19 protein-coding genes are annotated in these 21,612 nt (G+C 55.0%); 5 read left to right on the forward strand and 14 right to left on the reverse strand.

All coding sequences use genetic code 11. From position 1 onward, the window contains the following. Nucleotides 1-5: 5 nt before the first annotated feature. The 4 genes from JMJ04_RS38710 (at nt 6) to JMJ04_RS38725 (ending at nt 4,755) form a co-directional block, all read left to right on the forward strand. The gene (locus tag JMJ04_RS38710; protein ID WP_201375697.1) at nt 6-680 is read left to right on the forward strand and encodes an MOSC domain-containing protein; all 675 of its coding nucleotides are present in this window, start codon (nt 6-8) and stop codon (nt 678-680) included. Nucleotides 681-968: 288 nt separating this feature from the next. Further along, nucleotides 969-2,462 carry a PfkB family carbohydrate kinase gene (locus JMJ04_RS38715; protein ID WP_201375698.1) on the forward strand — a complete coding sequence of 498 codons (1,494 nt, stop codon included), beginning with the start codon at nt 969-971 and terminating at the stop codon, nt 2,460-2,462. 139 nt (nt 2,463-2,601) lie between these two features. Further along, nucleotides 2,602-3,711 (forward strand): WD40 repeat domain-containing protein, encoded by a 1,110-nt coding sequence (locus tag JMJ04_RS38720; protein WP_201375699.1) that lies wholly within the window; start codon nt 2,602-2,604, stop codon nt 3,709-3,711. Nucleotides 3,712-3,789: 78 nt separating this feature from the next. After that, nucleotides 3,790-4,755 carry a hypothetical protein gene (locus JMJ04_RS38725; RefSeq protein WP_201375700.1) on the forward strand — a complete coding sequence of 322 codons (966 nt, stop codon included), beginning with the start codon at nt 3,790-3,792 and terminating at the stop codon, nt 4,753-4,755. A 155-nt stretch (nt 4,756-4,910) separates the two neighbouring features. Here JMJ04_RS38725 and guaB read toward each other — a convergent pair whose 3' ends face one another. Then, nucleotides 4,911-6,392, reverse strand: coding sequence for an IMP dehydrogenase (gene guaB / locus JMJ04_RS38730; RefSeq protein WP_201375701.1), 1,482 nt, complete (start codon nt 6,390-6,392; stop codon nt 4,911-4,913). 204 nt (nt 6,393-6,596) lie between these two features. Between guaB and JMJ04_RS38735 the strand changes: the two genes are divergently transcribed. Further along, nucleotides 6,597-6,773, forward strand: coding sequence for a hypothetical protein (locus tag JMJ04_RS38735; RefSeq protein WP_236038883.1), 177 nt, complete (start codon nt 6,597-6,599; stop codon nt 6,771-6,773). Between the two features lie 38 nt (nt 6,774-6,811). On the opposite strand, the gene JMJ04_RS38740 is transcribed toward JMJ04_RS38735, so the two are convergent. From JMJ04_RS38740 to JMJ04_RS38800, 13 genes are all read right to left on the reverse strand, one after another. Next, entirely contained in the window at nt 6,812-7,582 is a 771-nt protein-coding gene (locus JMJ04_RS38740; protein WP_201375703.1) for an SDR family oxidoreductase, read from the reverse strand. A 111-nt stretch (nt 7,583-7,693) separates the two neighbouring features. After that, nucleotides 7,694-9,496 carry an ABC transporter ATP-binding protein gene (locus JMJ04_RS38745; protein WP_201375704.1) on the reverse strand — a complete coding sequence of 601 codons (1,803 nt, stop codon included), beginning with the start codon at nt 9,494-9,496 and terminating at the stop codon, nt 7,694-7,696. Between the two features lie 243 nt (nt 9,497-9,739). Further along, nucleotides 9,740-10,828, reverse strand: a complete 1,089-nt coding sequence (locus JMJ04_RS38750) for an energy-coupling factor transporter transmembrane component T (protein WP_201375705.1) — start codon at nt 10,826-10,828, stop codon at nt 9,740-9,742. A gap of 207 nt (nt 10,829-11,035) precedes the next feature. After that, on the reverse strand, nt 11,036-11,653 hold the full coding sequence (gene folE / locus JMJ04_RS38755; RefSeq protein WP_201375706.1) for a GTP cyclohydrolase I: 618 nt from the start codon (nt 11,651-11,653) through the stop codon (nt 11,036-11,038). 101 nt (nt 11,654-11,754) lie between these two features. Beyond that, a complete protein-coding gene (gene queE, locus JMJ04_RS38760) occupies nt 11,755-12,555 on the reverse strand; it encodes a 7-carboxy-7-deazaguanine synthase QueE (RefSeq protein ID WP_236038885.1) in 801 nt (266 codons plus the stop codon). A 6-nt stretch (nt 12,556-12,561) separates the two neighbouring features. Then, entirely contained in the window at nt 12,562-13,017 is a 456-nt protein-coding gene (locus JMJ04_RS38765) for a 6-pyruvoyl trahydropterin synthase family protein (protein WP_201375707.1), read from the reverse strand. Nucleotides 13,018-13,105: 88 nt separating this feature from the next. After that, nucleotides 13,106-13,864 (reverse strand): 7-cyano-7-deazaguanine synthase QueC, encoded by a 759-nt coding sequence (queC, locus tag JMJ04_RS38770; RefSeq protein WP_201375708.1) that lies wholly within the window; start codon nt 13,862-13,864, stop codon nt 13,106-13,108. Between the two features lie 15 nt (nt 13,865-13,879). Further along, nucleotides 13,880-14,323, reverse strand: coding sequence for a preQ(1) synthase (queF, locus tag JMJ04_RS38775; protein ID WP_201375709.1), 444 nt, complete (start codon nt 14,321-14,323; stop codon nt 13,880-13,882). 567 nt (nt 14,324-14,890) lie between these two features. Further along, nucleotides 14,891-15,337 (reverse strand): hypothetical protein, encoded by a 447-nt coding sequence (locus JMJ04_RS38780; RefSeq protein ID WP_201375710.1) that lies wholly within the window; start codon nt 15,335-15,337, stop codon nt 14,891-14,893. Between the two features lie 189 nt (nt 15,338-15,526). Further along, nucleotides 15,527-16,486 carry a tetratricopeptide repeat protein gene (locus tag JMJ04_RS38785; RefSeq protein WP_201375711.1) on the reverse strand — a complete coding sequence of 320 codons (960 nt, stop codon included), beginning with the start codon at nt 16,484-16,486 and terminating at the stop codon, nt 15,527-15,529. A 106-nt stretch (nt 16,487-16,592) separates the two neighbouring features. Further along, entirely contained in the window at nt 16,593-19,604 is a 3,012-nt protein-coding gene (locus tag JMJ04_RS38790) for a winged helix-turn-helix domain-containing protein (RefSeq protein WP_201375712.1), read from the reverse strand. A 69-nt stretch (nt 19,605-19,673) separates the two neighbouring features. Next, nucleotides 19,674-20,807 (reverse strand): PP2C family protein-serine/threonine phosphatase, encoded by a 1,134-nt coding sequence (locus JMJ04_RS38795; protein WP_201375713.1) that lies wholly within the window; start codon nt 20,805-20,807, stop codon nt 19,674-19,676. Next, nucleotides 20,708-21,604, reverse strand: a complete 897-nt coding sequence (locus tag JMJ04_RS38800; RefSeq protein WP_201375714.1) for a hypothetical protein — start codon at nt 21,602-21,604, stop codon at nt 20,708-20,710. The genes JMJ04_RS38795 and JMJ04_RS38800 overlap by 100 nt, the downstream gene beginning before the upstream one ends. Nucleotides 21,605-21,612 lie beyond the last annotated feature (8 nt).

Raw genomic sequence — 21,612 nt, forward strand, 5'->3', positions numbered from 1 at the left:
CACATATGCCAACTATGCGGGTTATTTCGGTCAATGTGGGGTTGCCGCGAACGGTCAACTGGGAAGGCAAAGAATTCCAGACCGCCATCTATAAGCAGCCGGTAGAAGGGCGTGTACGTGTGCGCAAGGAGAACCTTGACGGTGACCGCCAGACTGACCTGAAGAACCACGGCGGGTTTGATAAAGCCGTCTACGCTTATTCCGCCGACAACTATCCCTACTGGCAGCGAGAACTGAACCGTGATGAACTGCCCTGGGGTTCTTTTGGCGAGAATCTGACTCTCACAGGCCTCAACGAGCGCGAGGTACGCATCGGCGATATATTTCGTATAGGCAATGCAAGCTTCCAGGTCACACAGCCGCGCACACCCTGCTATAAGCTGGAGGCGCGCCTCCAGCAGAAGCGCTTTATCAAGCCCTTTCAAGATAGCGGCCTCGTTGGCTTCTACCTGGCTGTGCTTGAAGAGGGCGACGTCGCAGCGGGCGATCCCGTCGAACTGCTCAAGCGCGACGAGACCAGCATGACCATCGCCGAAGTCGCCGCGGTCATCGGCGATAAGAGCGACCTCGTGGCCCTGCGCCGCGCCGCCGAACTTGAGCATTTCCCTCCCAAGGTCCGCGCCATCTTTGCCCGCTCCCTACGCAGAAAAGAAGCCTCAGCCCAAAACAGGGTAAGGTAATGGGCGATGGTTTTCGCGCGCTGAGGCTTGCTACTGGCTTCACGGCTACTGAGAGCGTACCTCTCAAAACAGAGTAAGATAATGGGCGATGGTTTTCTTGCGCAACGCGCAAGAAAACCATCGCCCATTATCTTACTCTAAGAGCGCCGTAGGCGCGAAGGGATCAGGCAGGTGTGACTTTTGCGTATCTCGCAGCCATATTTTTGACGATGAGATAGGCCGTACGATATAAGTAGTCTATAAGAGTATCAATAAAAAGATAAACCATCTTTAGAATAAAGGACCAGTATGAGTCAGAGAGCAATAGACCTTGTGCGGCAGTTTCCGCAGAAGCGCGTCTTTCTTATAGGCGATGCGCTCCTGGATACCTATCTGGAGGGAGAGGCCTCGCGGCTCTGTCGCGAGGGACCAGTTCCGCTCCTGTGGAAGACGAGAGAACAGCATGCCCCCGGCGGCGCCGCCAATGTCGCCGCCAACCTCAAGGCCTTGAATGCCCACGTCTCCTTTCTCAGTGTGATCGGTAACGATTACGCCGGGTCTCTCTTGCGTGGCGAACTGGAGGATATGGGCATCGACACGCAATGGTTGCTGGAAGACGACACGCCATTGACTCCCCATAAAATGCGTATCCTTGCCGAAGGTCAGTATGTCATTCGCCTCGATGATGGCGCGCGCCAGGGCGTGACCGTTCGTCCCACGAATGAGGCTCTGCGCACCCGTTTGCACCAACATATTGAAGAACTCTACGCTAACTCTGACGTGGTCGTGATCTCAGATTACCATTATGGCATTGTATCGCAGCCGGTCATCGAACAACTCACAGCCCTTGCCAATCGTAATCCCAAGCCCATCTTGATCGACTCCCAGGCCTTGCAGCGTTTCCAGCATCTCCCAGCTACGGTTGTTACCCCCAATCATGCCGAAGCGCAGCGCCTCGTCGAACTAGGTGGAGAGACACCCGCCGAGGATTGGGAGGAGCTAGCGCAGCAGCTTCATAAGGTCCTGCATGTTGACTATGTCGCCATCACCCTGGCGGAACATGGCGTCTACCTGCGCCAGCGCGCCGCCGCCTCTGGCCTGCATGTGCCGACCCGCCCGGTCGAAAATGCCCAGGATGTCGGCGCCGGAGATTCCTTTGCTGCCGCCTTCTCACTAGCCCTGGCTGCTGGGGGAAGCATCGAAGAGTCTGCCCAGATCGGACTTGATAATGCGGGCATCGCTGTTACCAAACCCAGAACGGCCTTTGTCTCACAACAGGAACTGCTGCAACGGGCGAGCTTACGCACCTTCACGGCGGTCCTGCAAACCCAGGAAGACGAGCTTGAGAGGCTTCGCGCCACGCTGGAGATCGAACGCCTGCGTGGAAAAACCATCGTCTTCACCAATGGCGTCTTCGACATCTTGCACGCAGGACACATTCATTTCCTGCGCCAGGCGCGGCAACTGGGCGATGTCCTGGTCGTGGCCATCAACAGTGATCGCAGCACACGCAGCCTGAAGGGTCCAGGCCGGCCCATCCACAGCGAGCAGGATCGCCTGGCCCTCGTCGCGGCGCTCGACCCCGTCAACTACACCCTGCTCTTCGACGAAGACACCTCCAGCTCGATTATTAGCGCGCTGCGCCCCGATATCTACGTCAAGGGCGGCGACTACAGTGATGAGGCCATTCCAGAAGCAGCGGCCATCCAGGAAGCAGGCTGCCACCTCGTCATCCTCCCCCTCGTTGGCAGCGCCAGCACCAGCAACGTCATCGAACGCATCGTCGCCACACAAGAAGGCTAAATTCATGATCCGGCGCGTACGGGCCGTACGCGCTGTCCCCTCATATTTGACAATAGACTCATCCTTGCGTCTATAATTGCTAGAAAGCAAGCGCCAGAGCCTATAAGGCCAGCGCGCAAGGCAAGGAGATCCCCCTCTTATGGAAGAGTTACACACAGAGGCAGACGAACCACACGTAAAAATCGTGCGCCTATCGACCCGGCGCAAATTCCTCACAGCTATTTTGGGTAGCGGCGTCATCCTGGGCCTGGGCAGCCCGGCGCTAATGTATTTAGCCCGGAACTTATGGATCACTTTTAGCGCGAAAGGCGCTCCCCCGCTCTCTCATTTTGTCCATGATAGTCTCTCGTCCGACCTGAATCTTATGGCTATGGAAAAGGTTGGTGAAAAGTATAGTGATCCGGATATCGGAGGCTATATCTGGAATTATCAACAGCAGCGTATGATCTCATTGCCTGCCGGTGTTCGTGTTGGCGTTTCAGCCTGGTCACCCAACAGCAAATATTTATTGTATCAAGCAAAACGGGCCGATAATCGCATTTCATTGGATCTATGGGATGTCCAGGCCCAACAGAAGATATCAAACTATGCAAATGGAAAGTATGGCGTGACTGACATGGTGTGCTGGTCGCCTGATGGCTCCCAGATAGCCCTCTACTACAAAGATGAAAATAAGCTCCTGTTTATGACTGTTCAGCCATTAGAGCCCTTGTTTGTTCTAAATGTGCCTTCTTCGCTAGAGGCATTGACCTGGTCTCCTGATAGCCAGAGAATTGCCTTCATGCTTGGCACCCCTGAGCAAAGTGGCTGGAGCGTACAGATCTGGGATCGTCAGTCACTCCGAATGAGCCAGGAGATAACCTTTCAAGGACGGCCAGAGACCTATGGCACTTGCCTGGCCTATTCACCTGACGGCGCATATATCGCGGCTCTGTGTCGTGGACAATTGCAGATCATGCAAGTCAGGAATACTATTTCCAGCTATCTACTGACAGAGCGTAATTTGGGGAGAATAGCCTGGTCTCCAGACAGTAAGTACTTAGCTGTAATTGGTACCGAAAATTTTGGGGATATTTGGACTTCCTTTGGCAGTAGTTTCGAGATCTGGAATCCATTTCAGCGGCAAATTGTGCGCTCGTATAATCGCGGAACCGCTCCTGTTCCTGATGCGCTTGGTTGGTCGTCAGATGGTAAGGCCATCATTGTGATTGGCGTATCTTATACCCAAGAGAGTTGGGATGGCATATAGAGTTCGCTGCAATTGACCTGGATAGCCGAAGTCGAACCTTTTTATGTGTGGTTTTTAGACCTATAAAGGTAAAAGCATATGCTGCGTGGTTATGATCCTCTGAAAGAAATATATCAGTGGAGCCTGGTTGCTTATCTGTTTGGGGTAGAGGTAATGCTGTTCAGCATTGCATTATCTCCAATATACAACAATCTGATGTTTTTCAGTTTGATGCCTTTCGTTGGATTAATCTTGTTGTATATGGTATTTACGGTAGCTCCACCGCTTTTCTTTGTTATCAGTTACAGACAAGAGAAGCGAAAGAGAGATGGCTTAAGGCGGGCGGCACTGAATAAAGACCTTGCTTTGCTGGCTTTATACCAGCCTTCCGTAATGCCTACATTTTCACTCCCACTCCGGCTTGAGCGAACAGAGGATTTCTTCTCTCTTGCAAGGCTGATCATAGGTAGCCTACTCACTGTTTTTGCTTTGATTATCTGTTATATTCCCATTATCTATGGCTTCTGGACCTTGCCCTTCTATTTGCTCATGGCAACATTTGCTTTTGGGGTATTCTTACCGCTCTTGTCTTTGAATTTTGCTGGTAGGATCAAACAGCGGCTGTCTAGATATTATTTGTATCCCTCACTCTCTATTGATGATGATGGCATCACTGCACATTATGATCGCAAGGCCATCACAATGCATTGGCAGGATATACGCTACTTCGCGCTCACTAGTAGTACAGCGTTGGGGAGGGAACTCAGAACGACTAGCCTTTTTAAACGTGAGGCTTACGAAGTCTGTGATGGCGAGAATATCATTTGCTGGATTGGTGCCATCCCGTATGGTGGTAATAGCTGGGTAAACAATAACTGGCTCGTTGAAGGTATTAGCTGGCTTCGCTCTAGCATGGCTCCTTCGGAGAGGGATAGACAGACCGAGATTCTTCCCTCGCTTATCGTGGCAAAGACGGGCCTGCCCTTATATGATTTGTGCCTGCCCGCCCAAAAACGCGCCAGCCAGCTACGCGAACGCGCAATGTCATTGGCCAGGCGGGGGTAAATATGCCCAGCGGTAATGAAAGGAATCACACTCAATATTCCGACCTGCTGGCGCGTATTCGCGCTCACTGTGAGGAGGCAATCTGGGCTGTGCTGGATTACCAGTAGGGAGAAGTTGCCTCGTGGGCAGCTTCTCCCTATTTCCAAAACGTTCGGTTAGTAACCTTTCACACCGGAATAGTTAGGAGCCTCTTTTACGATGTGTACATCGTGTGGATGCGATTCGCGCAAGCCTGCGCTAGTGATGTGCACAAAGCACGTTTTCTCCTGCATCTCAGGAATCGTCGCGCACCCCGCGTAGCCCATCGCCTGGCGCAGACCGCCAACCAGCTGATAGACCAGGGGAGCGAGCATGCCTTTATAAGCTACGCGGCCTTCGATGCCTTCAGCGATCAGGCGCGCTTCATTGATGATATCGCCCTGGAAGTAGCGGTCCTTGCTGAAACTACACTGCTTCATGGCCCCAACTGAACCCATACCACGATAATCCTTGAAACGCTCGCCCTGAGAAATGATCAGCTCTCCAGGACTCTCGTCCACCCCGGCCAGCAGACTGCCTAACATGACTGTATCCGCGCCCGCCGCGATAGCCTTGGCGATGTCACCAGAGTACTGGATACCACCGTCGCTGACGACTGGTATATCGTACTGACGTGCAACGCTTGCGCACTCGAAGATAGCGGTGATCTGCGGTACGCCCACGCCCACAATCACGCGAGTGGTACAAATTGAAGCTGGACCAACCCCTACCTTGACCGCGTCCACTCCCGCCTGAATCAAGGCTTCGGTGGCCTCGGCGGTGACGACGTTGCCAGCCATTAGCTGCACCTGTTTGCCAAAACGGTCCTTCACGTGTGCGACAGTTTCTATGACCATCTGCGAATGCCCATGCGAAGTGTCCACAACCAGTAGATCCACGCCCTTCTCAATCAGGGCAGCGCATCGCTCGTCGGTGTCCACGGCCGCACCCACCCGCAGGCGACCTAGTTCGTCCTTGGAGGCGTTGGGATAGAGGATCTTCTTCTGGATATCTTTCATAGTGATCAAACCCTTGAGCATGCCATGTTCATCAACAACGGGCAGCTTCTCGATCTTATAGCGATGCAAGCTGTCCCGCGCTGCCTCCAGAGTCGTTCCCACTGGCACTGTAATCAGCCGCTCGCTGGTCATCAATTCGGAGATGGGGCGGGTCGTATCAGCCTCGAAACGCATATCGCGATTGGTCAGGATGCCGACCAGTCTGCCGTGCTCGGTGAGCGGAATACCAGAGATATGAAAACGTTTCATCACCGCCTGAGCCTCACTCAAAGGTTGGTGCGGCTCCAGTGTGATCGGGTCGGTAATCATACCCGACTCCGAGCGTTTGACCTTATCCACTTCCTGGGCCTGATCCTCGATGGAGAGATTGCGATGAATAATACCAATACCCCCCTCACGCGCCAGAGCGATGGCCAGACAGGCCTCCGTCACAGTGTCCATAGCCGCACTGAGAATGGGGATATTGATGGAAATGCTTCTGGTTAGCCGTGTTACTGTCGAAGCTTCGCGTGGCATTACCGACGAGGCCGCTGGGATAATTAGCACATCGTCAAATGTGAATCCTTCTGTCGCAAACTTGTGCTCAAAATGGAAAGTCATGCGGATGTTGTCTCCTTAACAAAAGACCTGGACTCGCTTCTAAAGCGACCCAGGTCTCCCACCTAAAAATAATACTGCTGGACGTGGTGGCAGATTTCGAATAATTCCGGGTACTAGATCACCTGACTTGTTGAAGTGTCAAATAGTGTGTGGCGAGGGCAGAACAAGCGCATCTCGTCTTTTGAATTGGTTTTGCAAGGTGTAGTGGCGCATGTTGAGCAGGGCGATGATCCCTGGTTATACCTTAACGACTTTCTCCACGATTGGTGGCGTTACGCCGTCAACAATCGGCATGATTTGATTATGAGGCCACCAGCCCCCACTACAACCTATATAACTCCACGTGCAAATTATTTCAAGCAGATGGGCGTAGTGCAGTAGCCGCGTACGCCAGTAGCGGGCTACTGCACTACATCTAGCTACAGCGCGCCGGTGTTGCGCATGAGGCCGCCGTCGATGACGAAGGTGGAGCCGGTGACATATTCGGCGGCGCCGGAGGCCAGGTAGAGCGCGAGATGTGCGACCTCCTCGGGCTGGCCCATGCGATGCAGGGGAATCTCGTCGATCAGGGCCTTGTATTTGTTGGGATCAGACTTTACGTCGGCGTCGATGGGGGTATCTATGGCGCCTGGTGCTATGTTGTTAACAGTAATGTTGTGCTTGGCTAGCTCCAAGCAGATGGTGCGCATCATCATGCGCATCCCGCCCTTGGCGCAGCAGTAGGGAACGTTCTCGGGCATGGGCAAATCCTCGTGCACTGATGAGATGTTAATGATCTGGCCCCGTATATTCTGTTTGACCATCTCGCGCGCCGCCGCCTGGGCGCAGAAGAAGGCTCCCTTGAGGTTGGTATCGACGACGCGGTCAAATTGCTCTTCGGTGACGTCCAGGAAGGGGCTGTGAATTTCCATGCCTGCGTTATTGACCAGGATATCCAGGCGCCCAAACTGCTCGACGGCCCGTTGTGCCAGCCCCTGGGCCTGCTGGTACTGTGAGATATCCGCCTGTTGCACAAAGCAGGTTCCGCCCTGCTGCTCAATCATGCTCCTGACTTCATTAGCCTTCTGCTCATTGTGCGCATAGTTAACTACGACGGAGGCGCCCTCCCGGGCGAATAAGAGCGCGATGGCCCTCCCAATGCCGCTATCGGCGCCCGTGACAAGCGCGACCTTTCGCTCCAGTAATCCCATGCTCTTCTGTATCCTTTCTCGCGAGTATATTCTGCTGTAAAAGATGTTCAATGCCGTGATTGTCCACCTTCAACACGTATGGCGAGCAAGAGTGGATACGCCAGGGCGGACTTACCCATCCATGCCATAAGTAGGTGCATACCCTGTGTCCTTTAGGGTAGACAAGAGTGCGACCGCTTGCTCGACGGTGATAAAGTGGGGCAGGCGTGGGTCATGCTGTTGCAGGCGGGTGGAGAGCATGGCCGAGATTGGCGCGCGCAAACCTGTGACTTGCAGGGCCTCCTCTTCGCTGAAAAGCTGGAGCGGGGTGCCACTAAAGACGACCTGCCCATCACGGAAGGAGACCAAGCGCTGGCAATGCTCCGCCACTAGTGTCATATCGTGCGTGATGATCAGGATAGTCTTTCCTTGCTGCTGGAGGGCGCGCAGTAGTTGCATGATGCTGTTGATCGAGTGGTAATCCTGGCCCGTGGTTGGCTCGTCGACAATAAGGATCTCAGGCCCCATGGCGAGCACGGCGGCGACGGCCAGGCGCTGGCGCTGCCCCTTGCTCAGGAAGAGTGGGTCCTCGTCAGCGTAATCGACGAGATCTACGGCCTCTAACGTCTCGCGCACTTTGGCCTTACGCTCCTCAGCCGAGAGTCCCAGGTTCTTCAGGCCATATTCGATCTCATCGCTCACTTTGCGACAGAAGAGCTGGTGATCAGGATTCTGGAAGACATAGCCGACATAGGAGGGTAGACGTTTACGCATACGTTTATTCGCCAGGTCTTGCCCAAGGACCTGCACGCGCCCCGAACTGGAGCGGTAGATGCCCGCTAGGATCTTGGCGAAGGTCGTCTTTCCGCTCCCATTGGGACCCAGCAGGGCCAGCATCTCGCCGCGTCGCAAGCTCAGATCGATGCCTTTGAGCGCGATGGTACCATCCTCGTAGCTATACCCCACTTGCTCAGCGCAGACAACTGGCTCTCCTGGCTCCTCCTCAACCACGCCAGGCGCAGAGCTATGGGCATCGCCGGGCGTCAAGAGGGGGACGAAGGCCTCTTCCGCCTCATCAAGCGTGAGCGGGGGACGACCCTGGAAGGTACAACTGCTCTCCCAGGAGATGCGTGTCAGCTCACCAACTGAGGCCCCGTAACACTCCAGAACATCCCGGCGCGCGTAAAACTCTCCCGGTGGGGCGACCAGCTCTATGCGCCCACCATGGAGCAGAGCGATGCGGTCGCAGAAGGTGCTCAAAATCTCGGGGTCCTGCTCTACCAGGATTACAGTTATCTTATAGTCTTGGCGTAAACGAGCGATGGTTTCGATGACCTCGCGTTTGCCCACGGGATCGAGGTCGCTGGTTGGCTCATCGAGGATCAAGATCTGGGGGCGCATGGCGAGGAAGGCGGCGATGGCTACGCGCTGTTTCTGCCCGCCCGAGAGGTCGGCGGGATGGGTATAAAACGCGCCGTGCCAGAGCCGCTCCAGGCCAACCCATGCCAGGGCCTCATGTGCGCGCTGGAGTATCTCTTCCCTGGGTATGTCTTGCAGTTGCAGGCCGATGCCCAGCTCATGCAGCAGGCTCATGCGCAGGAACTGGTTCTCGGGGTCTTGCATGATCATGCCCACCTTGTGGCTGGTGGCGGTCTTCGAGGTAATAGGCTCGCCGAGTAGCTCAAGGCTACCGCGAAAATGTGAGCGTAGCTGCTCAACGCTCAGGCGCGCGCTATAGGGGAGGATGCCCATCAGCATACGGCAGAACGTGGTCTTCCCCGCGCCGCTGGGTCCCGTAATGCCGAAGCACTCTCCCGGCTCAATCTGGAGCGCGATATCGCGCAACGTCCAGGGGAGCGCCTTCTCGCCGGGCTTGCCCTCACCATAGTCTGGATAGCGCCACCACAGGCCAGATACGGAGACCGCGCTCGTCATGTGTCTTTCTCTCTTTCCATTGACATAATCAAGCATTTCTCGCCCTTCTTGCCGAGTGGAGTGTTTCCCCTATGGTAGGGACCCGGTTTACCGCGTCCAAAGGCGATTCATCGCCTGTAGGCGCGGCCCCAAAACGTTCCAGATGGTGTTGTTGTGTGACGCCTGTAAAAAATGGCTTGCGCCGCACTGCCATGAATGGCCTTTGGACGCGCTAAAGCTGGTCCCTACCAAGAAATTATCGTGTCACACTAATATCGCTGGCCAGAGCAGGGCCGTCAGGTTGAAATGGGTGCCGAAGGAGAGGTAGAACAGGAGCAGGCAGAGAACGATGGCGCTCCAATCCATCACACTCCAGGGCTGGGTCTCATAGAAATCGTTGGTGACCTGGTTGATGCGGTAGCCGCGCGCCATGAGGGCATCACCGATCTCACCCGAGCGGCGGATCATGACCGCGATCAGGGGGACGGAGATGCTGGCCAGGTCGCTGAGCTGGCGCAGGAAGCTGCGCGGGCGTGCGTTGATGGCGCGGGCTAGTTGTGCCTGGTGGATAGTCTGGTAGTCGACCAGGGCCAGGTCGAGCGCACGAAAGACGGTACTGATAAAGAAGATCACGGGCTGTGGGACGCGCAACTGGCGAAGGGCGCCAATCAGCTCCGCGTCGCGGCTGGAGACCACGAGGGCGATGGTTGAGAAGATCAGCCCTGAGTAGCCGAGGACCTTCGTCAGCGCGATTAGCAGACCGTGATCGCTGACCAGGAGCGTCAGGGGATGGAAGAAAGGGACCTGCGCGAAGGTCCAGGTGGGTAGCGCCAGGAAGTGTGAGCCAATAAAGGTGAAGAGGGCCGCCAGCACCAGACCTAATATGACCTTGCGTGTCCAGAGAAAATAGCCCAGCGTCAGTCCCAACCAGAGCAGGAACCAGGTCGAGATGCCCAGGTCGAGATGCCCGCTATACACTGGTGCCTCTAACAGCGTAACACGTCCCGGAACCGGGTTAAAGACGATCCAGGTGGAGAAGAGGCTGATCAGCGTGGGAATAGTCAGCAGGACATAGATGCGCGCCACACGGCTATGCATGCCACTGCCCAGGAACATCGCCAGCGAGAGCAGGCTCAACAGCGCCGCAGCCAGCGGATCAGGTCTGGCCACATCAATCGCCCGTAACTGGACAATCGAGATACAGATCACGAGCAGGAAGCGTACCAGCAGGTGGAAGCGAGCGAATGGGGCATTGACGCGCCGTGAGAAGATAAACGAGCGTACATAGCGCCGCCCCGGAGGCACATCCATAAATATGGGGAGTGGTGTGCGCAGGCCCTTGCTGCCCTTCACAATCAAGCCTCCTTCAGCATTTTTAAACACATGTATCGATAGCATCTAGTATAGCTGATTTATGCTGAAACTTCATGGTATAGGACCGGGTTGTTTGTATAGAGGGGCACGACGCTACTAAAGTACGCGTCTATATATTACGCGTATATGTAGACGCGTACTTTAGTAGCGTCGTGCCTGCTGGGGTCTGGGGAAACTTCTCAGATTTTACTCAATCAGGCGTAAGAATTCGAGGCGGGCCTCGCTCTCGCTGCGGAAGACGCCGCGCATGACCGAGGAGGTCATCACGCCAGGTGTGCGGATGCCACGCGCTGTCATACACATATGCTCGCCTTTCAGCACCACTGCCACATCTGGCGAACCTGTGATGCGCGTAATCTCGTCGGCGATCTCATGACCGATGCGCTCTTGCAGCTGGAGCTTGTGGGCGAACTGGTGCGCGATGCGCGCGAATTTGGAGAGTCCCAGCACCTTGTCACACGCGATATAGCCAATGGCAACATCGCACCAGAAGGGCATCAGGTGGTGCTCACACATCGAGAAGACGCGCATGCCCGAGACACAGACCATTTGATCGGTCGAGGCGGACGAGAAGCAGGTCTCGGTCGAACCTGGGTCATACTCAACAAACTCGCGCCAGGAGTCGGCCCAGCGTCTTGGTGTGTCCAGCAATCCCTCACGGTCCGGGTCCTCTCCAATCGCGATCAGCAGCTCGCGCCCCAGCTCAAGCAGCCTGGGATAATCGACCCTCTTCTGTTCATTGGAAAGTAGCGAATGGAGAGCGGCATGGCCATTCATCTGCTCTTTATTTATATGTGTTGTCATTCTTGCATCCCTCACTTTAAACGAAACACACCTTGTCCCTCAGTAGCCGCGTATGTAAGTAGCGGGCGCCCGCTACTTACATACGCGGCTACTGATAATACCTACACGCCGCGCTTGTTGCCCCAGAGGAGGGTGTGCAACTGCGGCAGGATCGTGACCTCGTACCATTGGTCCTCGACGACGCGCTGGATCAGCCAGTCCATGCGGCTGAGAATACCGTTGATGTCGATCTCATTCGCCAGGTGCGGCGGTGTATGATTGCCCGCTTGCAGGTAGAGCGGAATATTGGGGTAGCGCTCGGCCACGTGTTTGGCATACTGGTAGTCCTCTTCGTCGAAGATAACGATCTTGAGGCAGATACCAGGCTGCTTGCCTTCGTGACCCTGGCGCGCATAGGCGATACAGCGGTCCAGGCGCTCCCAGTTGGTGGGTTGGGGATTCTGCATCCCAGGAGCCTTGGGCGAGAGGGTCAGGTAGTCCAGCTTGGCGAACCAGGGTTGGGCGATGCTGCCCTGGGTCTCGATGGCGAAGGTATAACCCTCGGCATGCCCCAGGTCAATCAGTTCCTCCAGGGGCTGCATGGCGGGATTCCCGCCGGAGAGCGTCACCAGGATGGGCCTGTTGTGGGCGAGCTCGCGTACCTGGGCGAAGACCTCCTGTGTCGTCATCTGTTGCCACTCGGAGCGATGTTCCGGCAGGACGGCATAGAGGGTATCGCAGCGCTGGCAGCGGTAATCGCAGCCGCCTGTACGCACGAAGACAGTCGGTTTGCCAATCAACGCCCCCTCACCCTGGATAGTAGGTCCAAACGTTTCAGAGATGGACAGCTTCTTCTGCTTGGAGGGCTGCAAGTCAGGCTCAATTTGCGTGGACGCGAGGCTCTCACTGACGGTATTGCTCATAAAAATCTACTCCAGGCCGCGCTCAGCGCGTGTAATTTCGGCATAGCCCTTGGCGGTCTCCCACAGGCGCACACGGTAGAGCAGCTCCTCGCGCACGCCGCCGCTCACCAGAGCGTCCCAGATCCAGTGGACCAGGTTCTCGGCGGTAGTGCGGATACCCGTGAGCGCGTTGAGGTCGTTGTGATCCATGCCGCCCTTCTCAACTGGTGTGGCTTCGGGTCCGCGTGGCACAGAGTCAGATAGACTCTCGATAATGCAGTGGTTGACGATCTCTTTCAGATCCTCGAAATCCATCACCATGCCATCGCTCGACTCGCCAGATGCTTCGATGATGGGTCCGCGCAGAGAGACCTCCAGGCGATAGGAATGCCCATGTGGACGTCGGCACTTCCCCCGGTGATTGGGCAGGTGATGCGAGGCTTCAAAATTGAACTCGCGTGTCACGATAGCGTATTTTGGCATAGGTCCCTCCTTACGGGAAACACTGGGTGCAGCGTGGGTGCACCTCCCTGGCTGTCTGAGTGCCCCAATACTGTGCGTGTCTGCGAGATTAAGCGCGCTGGCCAGGGATATTCAGGAACAACTCGGGATCATTGGCGTACTGCGTTGGGTCCTCCACGCCTGCATGCTTAAAGGCCTCATAGCGCTCGACGCAGGTGCCGCAGTGGCCGCAGTGTTTATCGCCAAAGCCCTCGCTACCACCCTCGTAGCAACTCCAGGTCAGCTCAAAGGGGACATCCAGGCTGGCGCCGAAGCGGGCAATCTGGGCCTTAGAGAAGCGCATAAAGGGAACCTCGACCGTGACCTGGTCCGAGTCCATGGCGCGATTGAGCATGGTATTAAAGGCGTCGACGAATTCCTGGCGGCAATCGGGATACTGAGCGTAGTCGCCATAGTGCGCGGCGAAGGCCACGACGCGCGCGTTCTCGTTCCAGGCCACGGTGGCCGCCTGTAAGAGCATATTCGGATTGCGGTAGGGGACGACCGTCGCCTTCATGCTGTCATCGGTATAGTGTCCATGTGGCATGCTCTGGTCGGGGTTGAGTAGGGCCGAGCCAGAATTGGGTGAGAGATGTGCGATGGGCAGCGCCACGACCTGGTGCTGGATCTCCAGGTTACTATAGCGCTCGCGCAGCGCGCTGATATAGCGTTCGGCATAGGTTAGCTCTTTGACATGCTTCTGGCCATAATTAAAGGAGAGAAGGTGCAGGTCGAAACCTGCCGCGGCATAATAATGAGACAGCACGCAGCTATCCATGCCGCCGCTTACGATCAAAACTGCGCGCTCTCCGCGTCTCTTAGTGGTCATAGAAATGCTCCTCACTTAGACATACTGTTGATAACGGCGATACTCGGGCCGGGGACCATTATAACCCGACTCCTCGTGCTCGGCAAAGATGATAGTTTTGATGTTGCCGCGAACGGTAAAATCGCCAACCACGCGCATCCAGCGGGGTGAGAGCAGCGTCACCAGGTCATTGAGAATCTCATTAGCGGACGCCTCATGGCTGATCTGGCGCTCGCGATAGCTATTGATATATAGCTTGAGGCTCTTCAACTCCACGACCGAGGGGCCGGGAACATAGTCAATAATGATCGTCGCGAAGTCTGGGAAGCCAGAGCGTGGACAGAGGCAGGTAAACTCGGGAATCTCAAAATGCACTACATACTTGCTCTCTGGATAGGCATTAGGCCATGGCTCCAGGTGGTTCGATTTGATCTCATCGAAGCCATAGCGTCCAGGGACGCGCTGCTGTTCATTCTCCATCTTGTCTTATCTCCTTTATATGCTAATCTCTCTTATTCCTACTTGCCTAATGCGCCAAACCGTAAAGTCTAAATAAGGAAGGGGATACCTACAGAACGCCAGAGTAATCTGTGGGCTCTGTGACGACCGTGACGTTACATATAAGAGGTGGAAACTCAAAACCCTCTACGCTGTAGGTATCACTGGCAGAGCCTGGAGGACCCTGTTCGCTATCCCTCACAAAAGATACCATGGAAAGCTGGTCCATAAAGGTCTTTTTTCCGTGACGACAGGCCACACTGCAAGCTAATTTTTCAGCGGCTGCATGTGCTTTTGGGGCGGACGTCCAAGAAAAGCACGAAGTCTATGAACGTGAGAACGCCATGATGTAGAAAGGCTTCTGACCACGCACCGCTTCCCCTATACCTGCCTGTATGCAAAGATCAGCATCCCCTGATACAACACCCTCAACCCAACCAACCACTCACTGATAAATGCCGAAAAGTATTATAACATGTTGTGGCCCCCAGGTGTGCCAGTTTGCAAACTGGCACACCTGGGGGCCACAACATGTAGCGAGAAGGTATTTTACCTGGAAGCTAGCTGTATGTAGAGGTGGCGGCAGAAGCTGAGGACAAGGTAAGACGCCACGCAGGCCATGAGGATAAAGGCCAGGCTTAGAATGGGTGTGACAAAGGGATGGCTAAACTGAGAGAGGACGCCAAGCACATAGCCGCCCAGTAGCAGCAGATAGGCGCAGGCCGCCAGGAGAAAGGCCAGCATGGCGGGGCGGGAAAACCAGGAGCTAAAGGGGGCGTTGCCAACCGCGCGCAGACCGCGCGCGAATAAATATTCCAGGAGGGTAAGGAGACCAGTAAAGCCGAAGGCGAAGATAGAAATCGTGATCCAGGGGGTGACGGCATTGTTGCTAAAACCTATGACAAATAAAATATCGGCGGCGATCATTGCGCCGAACAATGCCAGGCCCAGATACATCCGAATACGCTTACGAAGCAGGCTCTTCTCGTAATCCATGGGAAGTCCTTCTACGCTATATTCCGCGCGACTGTATAGACGGTCATGTATTATCTCGGCATATTACCATATTTCCCTTTCTGATAAAAGCTTCTTCTCATGCGGTTTGTAATCGCGCCTACAGTGCTTGAGAGAGCATGATATATAGGTGTAGGTGCTGAGCGAACGCTCAGCACCTACACCTATATATCATGCTCTCTCAAGCATCTCTAGTTTCTCATTGACCGTTGCGATGGCGAAAGCAATGTTGAGTTGGTGCGCAAGGCTGGCCGCTTTCTCAAAATGCGTGCGTGCTTCGTCGCGTTTTCCCTGCTTGTAGGCGATGTCTCCGTGTGTGACTTGTGCATATACTAGATAGTTCTGGAGCTTCATCTCTCTGGCAAGCTGCTTGGCTTGCTGACAATACTCTAATGCTTGCTCCAGGTTGCCCCGCTCGACATAGACATCGCTTACTAATAATTGAGCCGAGGGCAAGCCTCTTTTGAACCCTATCTCCTCGCGTAGAGCGAGGGACTTCAATGCGTAATTCAAGCTCTGGTCCAGATCTATCGACATGTACAGGCCTGCCAGGTGACGCGTGGCCTCAGAGGCTCCCCAGGCATTGCTAGAGCTTTCTGCAAGCTGTAGTGCGCGCTGATAATATTCTTGAGCCTGTGCATCTTGGTGCTGCCGCTCATAGGTCAGGCCAGTATAGAAGAGGGACTCGGCCAAATTATAAGAATCATTTAGTCTCTCATAGAGGGTTGATGATTGTTCAAAGTAGCTACGCGCTTCGAGGTAGTCGCTCTCGCCAGTTTGCAGGTTATGGTAATACAGTGTTTGACCAATGAGATAAAGCGCGGTGGCGATCCCAGACGCATCTTGCTTGGCCTCTGCTAGCTGCCATGCCTGCTGTGCTAGCGAATGCATGCGTTCTTCCTCGCTATTAGTCAGGAAGTAGTAATGTATCACGAATTGCCCGTATTTTAACAGGAAGCTTAGTTTATGCTCTGGAGATACTTCTTGGAGCGATAGCCATTGCTCTCCAGCCTGGAAAAGCCGCAAGGCCTCATCAAGGCGGCCCTGGAAGGAATATGCATTGGCAATCTCGCTCGTTGCTTGTAGGGAGGTAGCGTAGCGCTCGGAGATAGCTTCTGTAGATAGTGACATATAGGAACCTCATTTCTCATATTTGTGTTCGATCTACTTCCATAGGATAGTGCCTGAAGAGCTGAAGTACATCACCTGAAAGGAGGATTGAGCGTGGAGGATTGCATCAGAGCAGATGCAGAGTACGAGCTTGAGCGATGGCCTGCGTGCGATTATGTGTTCCTAGCTTGCCATAGATGTTTTTCAAGTGAGTCTTGACTGTATTGAGGCCAATAATGAGCGTTTCAGCGATCTCTGCATTCGAGTGCCCGCTAGCGAGGAGGCGCAGAACCTCCTGCTCGCGCTGGCTTAATTGCTCAGCAAGGAAGGTAGCGCTTACCTGACCAGGTTGAGGAGAATAAGTGCTATGGAAAGCTGAGAGCAGGCGATTGAGATAGCCAAGGGAGCAAGACTGTGCTGCCGAGGTGCTTTGTTGGTAGGACTGACGCAATCGTTTAAGAAGGGATGCTATCTGTGGCCCTTCATCAATGAAAGTTCGCATATATCTCTGCGGTTCCGCAAGACTGAGTGCCTCTTCCAGGGATGCTAATGCCCGATCAGGTCTTTCTTGTTGCACATAGGCGCGAGCCATGCTCAGGAGAAGGGATAGTTTGAGGCCAGGCCGCCTGGTTTGCTCTGCTCTAGCTTGTAGACGGTGCAAGAGGCGTAGTGCGAGATCCGGCTTATGGAGTTCAATAAAAGCCTGGGCTAGCTGGTGATAGTCATACTCGTAGAAACCATCTAGCTCCGAATCAAGGTCCAATTCGCATTCCTGCGCCCAATCCAGGAGGGGTACAGTATCACCCTGAAGGGCACTCAAGCGTGGGCGGATCAGCTTTAGCCAGGCGATGCCACGCGTGAAGTTCGTCTGGCGAGCCAGGTGTTCGGCTTCAGTAAAGAGCGACCAGACTTGCTCATGTTTGCCACATGCTAGCGTCGTATAGATCAGTCCAACATAACCCAGCAACCAGATCTTTACATCACCTCCGCGCTGGCCTAATGTAATCCCCTCGCGCAAATAATGTTCGGCAGCTTCAAGATCATTCCATTCATAGAACAGTTCTCCCAGGCCAACATGGAGGAAACCTACGGGTAGCAGATGTTCCTGGTGTGTCTGGAGTGCATATTCAAGACCATCCTCATAGAGCTTGCGAGCCAGGTGCAGCCTGCCTTGGTCCCTGTAAAGCATCGCCAGGGAGCGGAACGCCAACATGGTTGCGCGTAGATTGCCACATTGCTTGCTATGTTCAATCGCTTCACGATAAGCATTTTCGGCTACCTGCGTCTCACCCAGCACTTCACTCGCAGTGCCCAGGCTCAGGACAGCTTCGCCGCGCGCTGAATGGTCGTCCTGCGAGAGCCAGCCCAGGGCCTGGCGGGCGAGAGTAACACCGTCTTCTACGCGATTCTGATAGATGGCTACGCGTGCTCGAATAGCGGCAATCTCTCCCCAGAGTAAGCGACGCTCGTCTTCCTCCAGGCAAGTATTACCAGGGCCATGTTCAGCAGCATGTAGATAACGCTCTATGGAACCAGTATGCGAGGTATGCAGGAGCGTCCAGGCCGCAAAGACGCAGAGATGTGGGCGATCATAAATGACCTCTTCCGGCAGGGCGCGCAGCCACGTTCCTAGCATAATGACCTCGTGTCTCATGAGCACATCCTGCCCCTGTTTCTCTATGAGTTGTGCCGCAAGGGCAAAATCCTGGCCTTGTAAGGCATATGTGATGGCTTCGGCTTGCATATCATTTTGCGCATACCATTGAGCTGCCCGACCATAAAGCATTGGAATTTGCGCTGGATAGGTCTGTTCCAGGCGATTACGCAGGAAGTCCTTGAAAAGCTGGTGATAGCGATACCAGAGATGATGCTTGTCGAGAGGAGAGAGAAAGAGATTTTCATGCTCCAGTTGCCGCAGGAGATCCTGACTCTGTTTTTGTAAGGTTATAGCATCGCACAGCTCTCCATGGAAGCGCTCCAGAATCGAGGTATGTAAAAGAAAATCACACATCTGCACGGATTGATGAGACAGGACTTCACTGGCAAGATATTCGAAGATTGCTTGAGAATCTCTCTGAGGAGGGGCCTGCGCATATGTCCTCCTATGTCCAGCGCGCAAGGCCTGGGCTGCCAGGGTCAGGCCAGTCGCCCAGCCCTCCATGCGCTCTAGCAGCCTGGAGAAATTTTCGTCAGGCAGGAAATCGCCGATAAGCGCCTCCAGTAACTCCCTGGTTTCCTGGGTGGTAAAACGAAGATCAGCAAAGTCGAACTCAGCCAGCCCTCCACGTGCGCGCAGGCGAGCTACAGGAAGAGGTGGAAGAGAGCGACTGGCCACAACCATGCGCAATTGTTCAGGCATATGCTCTAATAGGAAGGCCACACTTTCATGTATTGGCTGACTGGTCAGTAGATGATAGTCATCTAAGACAAGCACGATTTCGTTGGGTAAAGTCGCCAGAGCGTTTATCAGGAGGATCAGAAATGGCTCCAGAGTATCAGTCTGTAATGTGGGGAGAAGCGTAAGCAGGTGATTGGCAAAGCCAGGGAAATGTTTTTGTAGAGCAGTGAGTAAGTAGCTCCAGAAACGGCCTGGATCATTGTCGCTCGCATCTAGCGAGACCCAGGCTACGGGAAAAGATGATTCGTATAGCCATGAAGAAAGCAGTGTTGTCTTGCCGGAGCCGGCGGGTCCAGTCACTAGGAGCAGTTTACAGGAGGCATACTCGCGTAATAACGCCGTGAGCCGTGGGCGTGCGATAATTGTGGGGGAGAGCGCAGGGGGAGTTATTTTTGTTGTGAGTAGTATTTGCTGGGCGAGGGGAATCGCATTTTGTCTGGAAAACGTTGGTACTGTGTTCAGTGTGTTGGCGATTTCCGTGAGACGTGAGAGGGTTAGCTCCTCGCTTTTGCCCAGGTAGGCATTTCGCAGCGAACCATGCTGACGACGATAGACATACCAATACCAACCTGCAGCCCTCTGTTCCTTACGCGCGGTAAAGTTACCACTCGGCGATGTGAATCTGAAAACGCGGTGCTCCTTAAGCCAGCCAAACCAGTCCGGCGAGCCAACGGATATCGCCTGTGTATCATCATGTGTATTGAGTAACCCCCATTGAACTCTCGCCGTCATGCGGGCCATAGATACTCACCCCCGAAGTCGCACAAAGTTACACAAAACATAGCACGACGCTGAGCATGAGTCAAGATGCTATTCTTCCGCTAGCAGGCAGGCTATGACGACGCTGATGTTGTCGTGGCCGCCGTGGGCCAGGGCTGCCTGGATGAGTAGGGAGCTGGCGCGCGAGGCATGGGTGCTTGTGCCAGAGAGGATGTGCTCAATCTCGGGATCGCGCATCATCTCCCAGAGTCCGTCTGAACAGAGGAGCAGTATGTCGCGCTCTTGTAGCTCGACTTTGAAGTAGTCGAACTCGACTGACGCATGCTCGCCCAGGCAGCGATAGATCTGATTGCGCTTGGGATGGGTATACACTTCGTGTGGCTCTATCAGCCCTTTCTCGACCAGGCGCGCCACGACCGAGTGGTCGCGGGTAATCTGCGATAGACCTTCAGAGGGGCGGTAGCGATAGGTGCGGCTATCGCCGACGTTGATAACGTGGGCCATGGTGCCGACGACCAGGGCCGCAGTCAGAGTGGTGCCCATCATATGTTCTTTCTGGCGATTGCGCTGGTAGAGCGTAAGATTGGCGCGATGTGTCGCGTCTTTGATGATGCCGCCGAAGGACTCCTCAAGCTCCGCTTCGCGCAGCAAAGTTGGCGAGACGATATCGCTGATAATCTGGATGGCCAAGCGGCTGGCCTCCTGCCCATCGGCATGACCTCCCATTCCATCCGCGACGACAAAGAGTCCCACGGGTTCGGGACCAGACGATCCTGGGCGAATGCCCTGCATGGCAAAAATGTTGTCCTCGTTGGGCGCGTCTTTACGTACGAGGCCAGGGTCCAGACCCATGCCTACGCTCAGGCGATACTGTGGCTTACTGCTAGCCTCCTGGGGAAGCATCTCTTCATCTGCGTATTCTTCCTCCTCCTCAGCCCGGACAGGGCGCGTGTCATACTCCTCGATGTCGTCTGAGATTGGCGCGATACTAGCCTGGCTGATACTATTTACTGTGCCAGCGGCACGCGCACGCTGGCGCGTGGCCAGCTCTATCGGCGCCGCCTGCTGTACGCGCACTGGCTGCAGCGTGTCATTGACAGCCTGGGGTAGGGGCGCGTGCTTCTCTATACCTGTGGCGAACTGGAAGCCGTACCCTGTATAGGACTGCCTGAAGGTGGCGCTGACGACCCGGATGTGATTGCTGGATAGGCTGTGCCAGGCCATTCTGGCACTGGCGTTTCTGCTGGGGCCTGCCTGGCTACCGGGCGCGCGGGGATGATAGCAGGTGCGGAGGAACCAAAGGCCTGCACCTGCGCGCGGCGTGGCTCTTCTAGCTCCTCCCACGTGGCCGAGGTTCTAGCAGCTCGGTTGGCAAGCGGGGCGCGTGCCGAACGTAGTCCCTCACGCTGAGGCACATCAACCTCCTGCGTGGGTGCAAGGGGCGAGACAGGCTGCGAGGCGCGCAAACGTAGCCCTATAGAGGCTGGCTGAGGCTCCTCCTCTTCGTACTCATCATCTTCTATGTCCTCATACATATTATTGGCGGTGACGCGAGCTGCTTGCGCCGTTTTATTATAGAGTTTTGGCCTGCGCGAGGCACGCGGCATGGCGGGGGCTGCTGCGCGCTCTGGCTGTGTGTACTCGTTATCCAGCACCTCTTCAAGGAGTTCCTCAGACAGGGCATCAGCCTCAGCCAACTCGCGGGCGAAGCGCTGTTCTTCATAACGCTCACGCCACTGGTGAAAGAGCAGGCGTAGCGTCACTGTGAGCAATATCATCCACAGGATGAGGAGCGAGAGCGAGAGCAAGAGCAGGCCTGTAAAGGGGATCAGCATGGCTGGTCCCTGGGCCCGCCACAGCTCAGGAAGGCGTGGCAAAAGCGAGGCCAGGAAGCTCCAGGCCCAGGGAGGGAAGCCACCAGATAGCGTGTAGAGCAGGATGGCACACAGCAGTAAGCAGCCATAGACCACCACCCGCACCGCCACCTGAGTTTGATAGAGTTGTTTTAGTTCTTGCTGCATAGGTCCGC

This window comes from Ktedonobacter robiniae (assembly GCF_016587375.1).
Lineage (GTDB): Bacteria > Chloroflexota > Ktedonobacteria > Ktedonobacterales > Ktedonobacteraceae > Ktedonobacter > Ktedonobacter robiniae.

Excerpts from the sequence above, each read along its gene's own strand:
- JMJ04_RS38710 (WP_201375697.1), top strand. The coding sequence starts at position 6 with ATGCCAACTATGCGGGTTATTTCGGTCAATGTGGGGTTGCCGCGAACG.
- JMJ04_RS38715 (WP_201375698.1), top strand. The coding sequence starts at position 969 with ATGAGTCAGAGAGCAATAGACCTTGTGCGGCAGTTTCCGCAGAAGCGC.
- JMJ04_RS38720 (WP_201375699.1), top strand. The coding sequence starts at position 2,602 with ATGGAAGAGTTACACACAGAGGCAGACGAACCACACGTAAAAATCGTG.
- JMJ04_RS38725 (WP_201375700.1), top strand. The coding sequence starts at position 3,790 with ATGCTGCGTGGTTATGATCCTCTGAAAGAAATATATCAGTGGAGCCTG.
- guaB (WP_201375701.1), bottom strand. The coding sequence starts at position 6,392 with ATGACTTTCCATTTTGAGCACAAGTTTGCGACAGAAGGATTCACATTT.
- JMJ04_RS38740 (WP_201375703.1), bottom strand. The coding sequence starts at position 7,582 with ATGGGATTACTGGAGCGAAAGGTCGCGCTTGTCACGGGCGCCGATAGC.
- JMJ04_RS38745 (WP_201375704.1), bottom strand. The coding sequence starts at position 9,496 with ATGACGAGCGCGGTCTCCGTATCTGGCCTGTGGTGGCGCTATCCAGAC.
- folE (WP_201375706.1), bottom strand. The coding sequence starts at position 11,653 with ATGACAACACATATAAATAAAGAGCAGATGAATGGCCATGCCGCTCTC.
- queE (WP_236038885.1), bottom strand. The coding sequence starts at position 12,555 with ATGAGCAATACCGTCAGTGAGAGCCTCGCGTCCACGCAAATTGAGCCT.
- JMJ04_RS38765 (WP_201375707.1), bottom strand. The coding sequence starts at position 13,017 with ATGCCAAAATACGCTATCGTGACACGCGAGTTCAATTTTGAAGCCTCG.
- queC (WP_201375708.1), bottom strand. The coding sequence starts at position 13,864 with ATGACCACTAAGAGACGCGGAGAGCGCGCAGTTTTGATCGTAAGCGGC.
- queF (WP_201375709.1), bottom strand. The coding sequence starts at position 14,323 with ATGGAGAATGAACAGCAGCGCGTCCCTGGACGCTATGGCTTCGATGAG.
- JMJ04_RS38780 (WP_201375710.1), bottom strand. The coding sequence starts at position 15,337 with ATGGATTACGAGAAGAGCCTGCTTCGTAAGCGTATTCGGATGTATCTG.
- JMJ04_RS38785 (WP_201375711.1), bottom strand. The coding sequence starts at position 16,486 with ATGTCACTATCTACAGAAGCTATCTCCGAGCGCTACGCTACCTCCCTA.
- JMJ04_RS38790 (WP_201375712.1), bottom strand. The coding sequence starts at position 19,604 with ATGGCCCGCATGACGGCGAGAGTTCAATGGGGGTTACTCAATACACAT.
- JMJ04_RS38795 (WP_201375713.1), bottom strand. The coding sequence starts at position 20,807 with ATGGCCTGGCACAGCCTATCCAGCAATCACATCCGGGTCGTCAGCGCC.
- JMJ04_RS38800 (WP_201375714.1), bottom strand. The coding sequence starts at position 21,604 with ATGCAGCAAGAACTAAAACAACTCTATCAAACTCAGGTGGCGGTGCGG.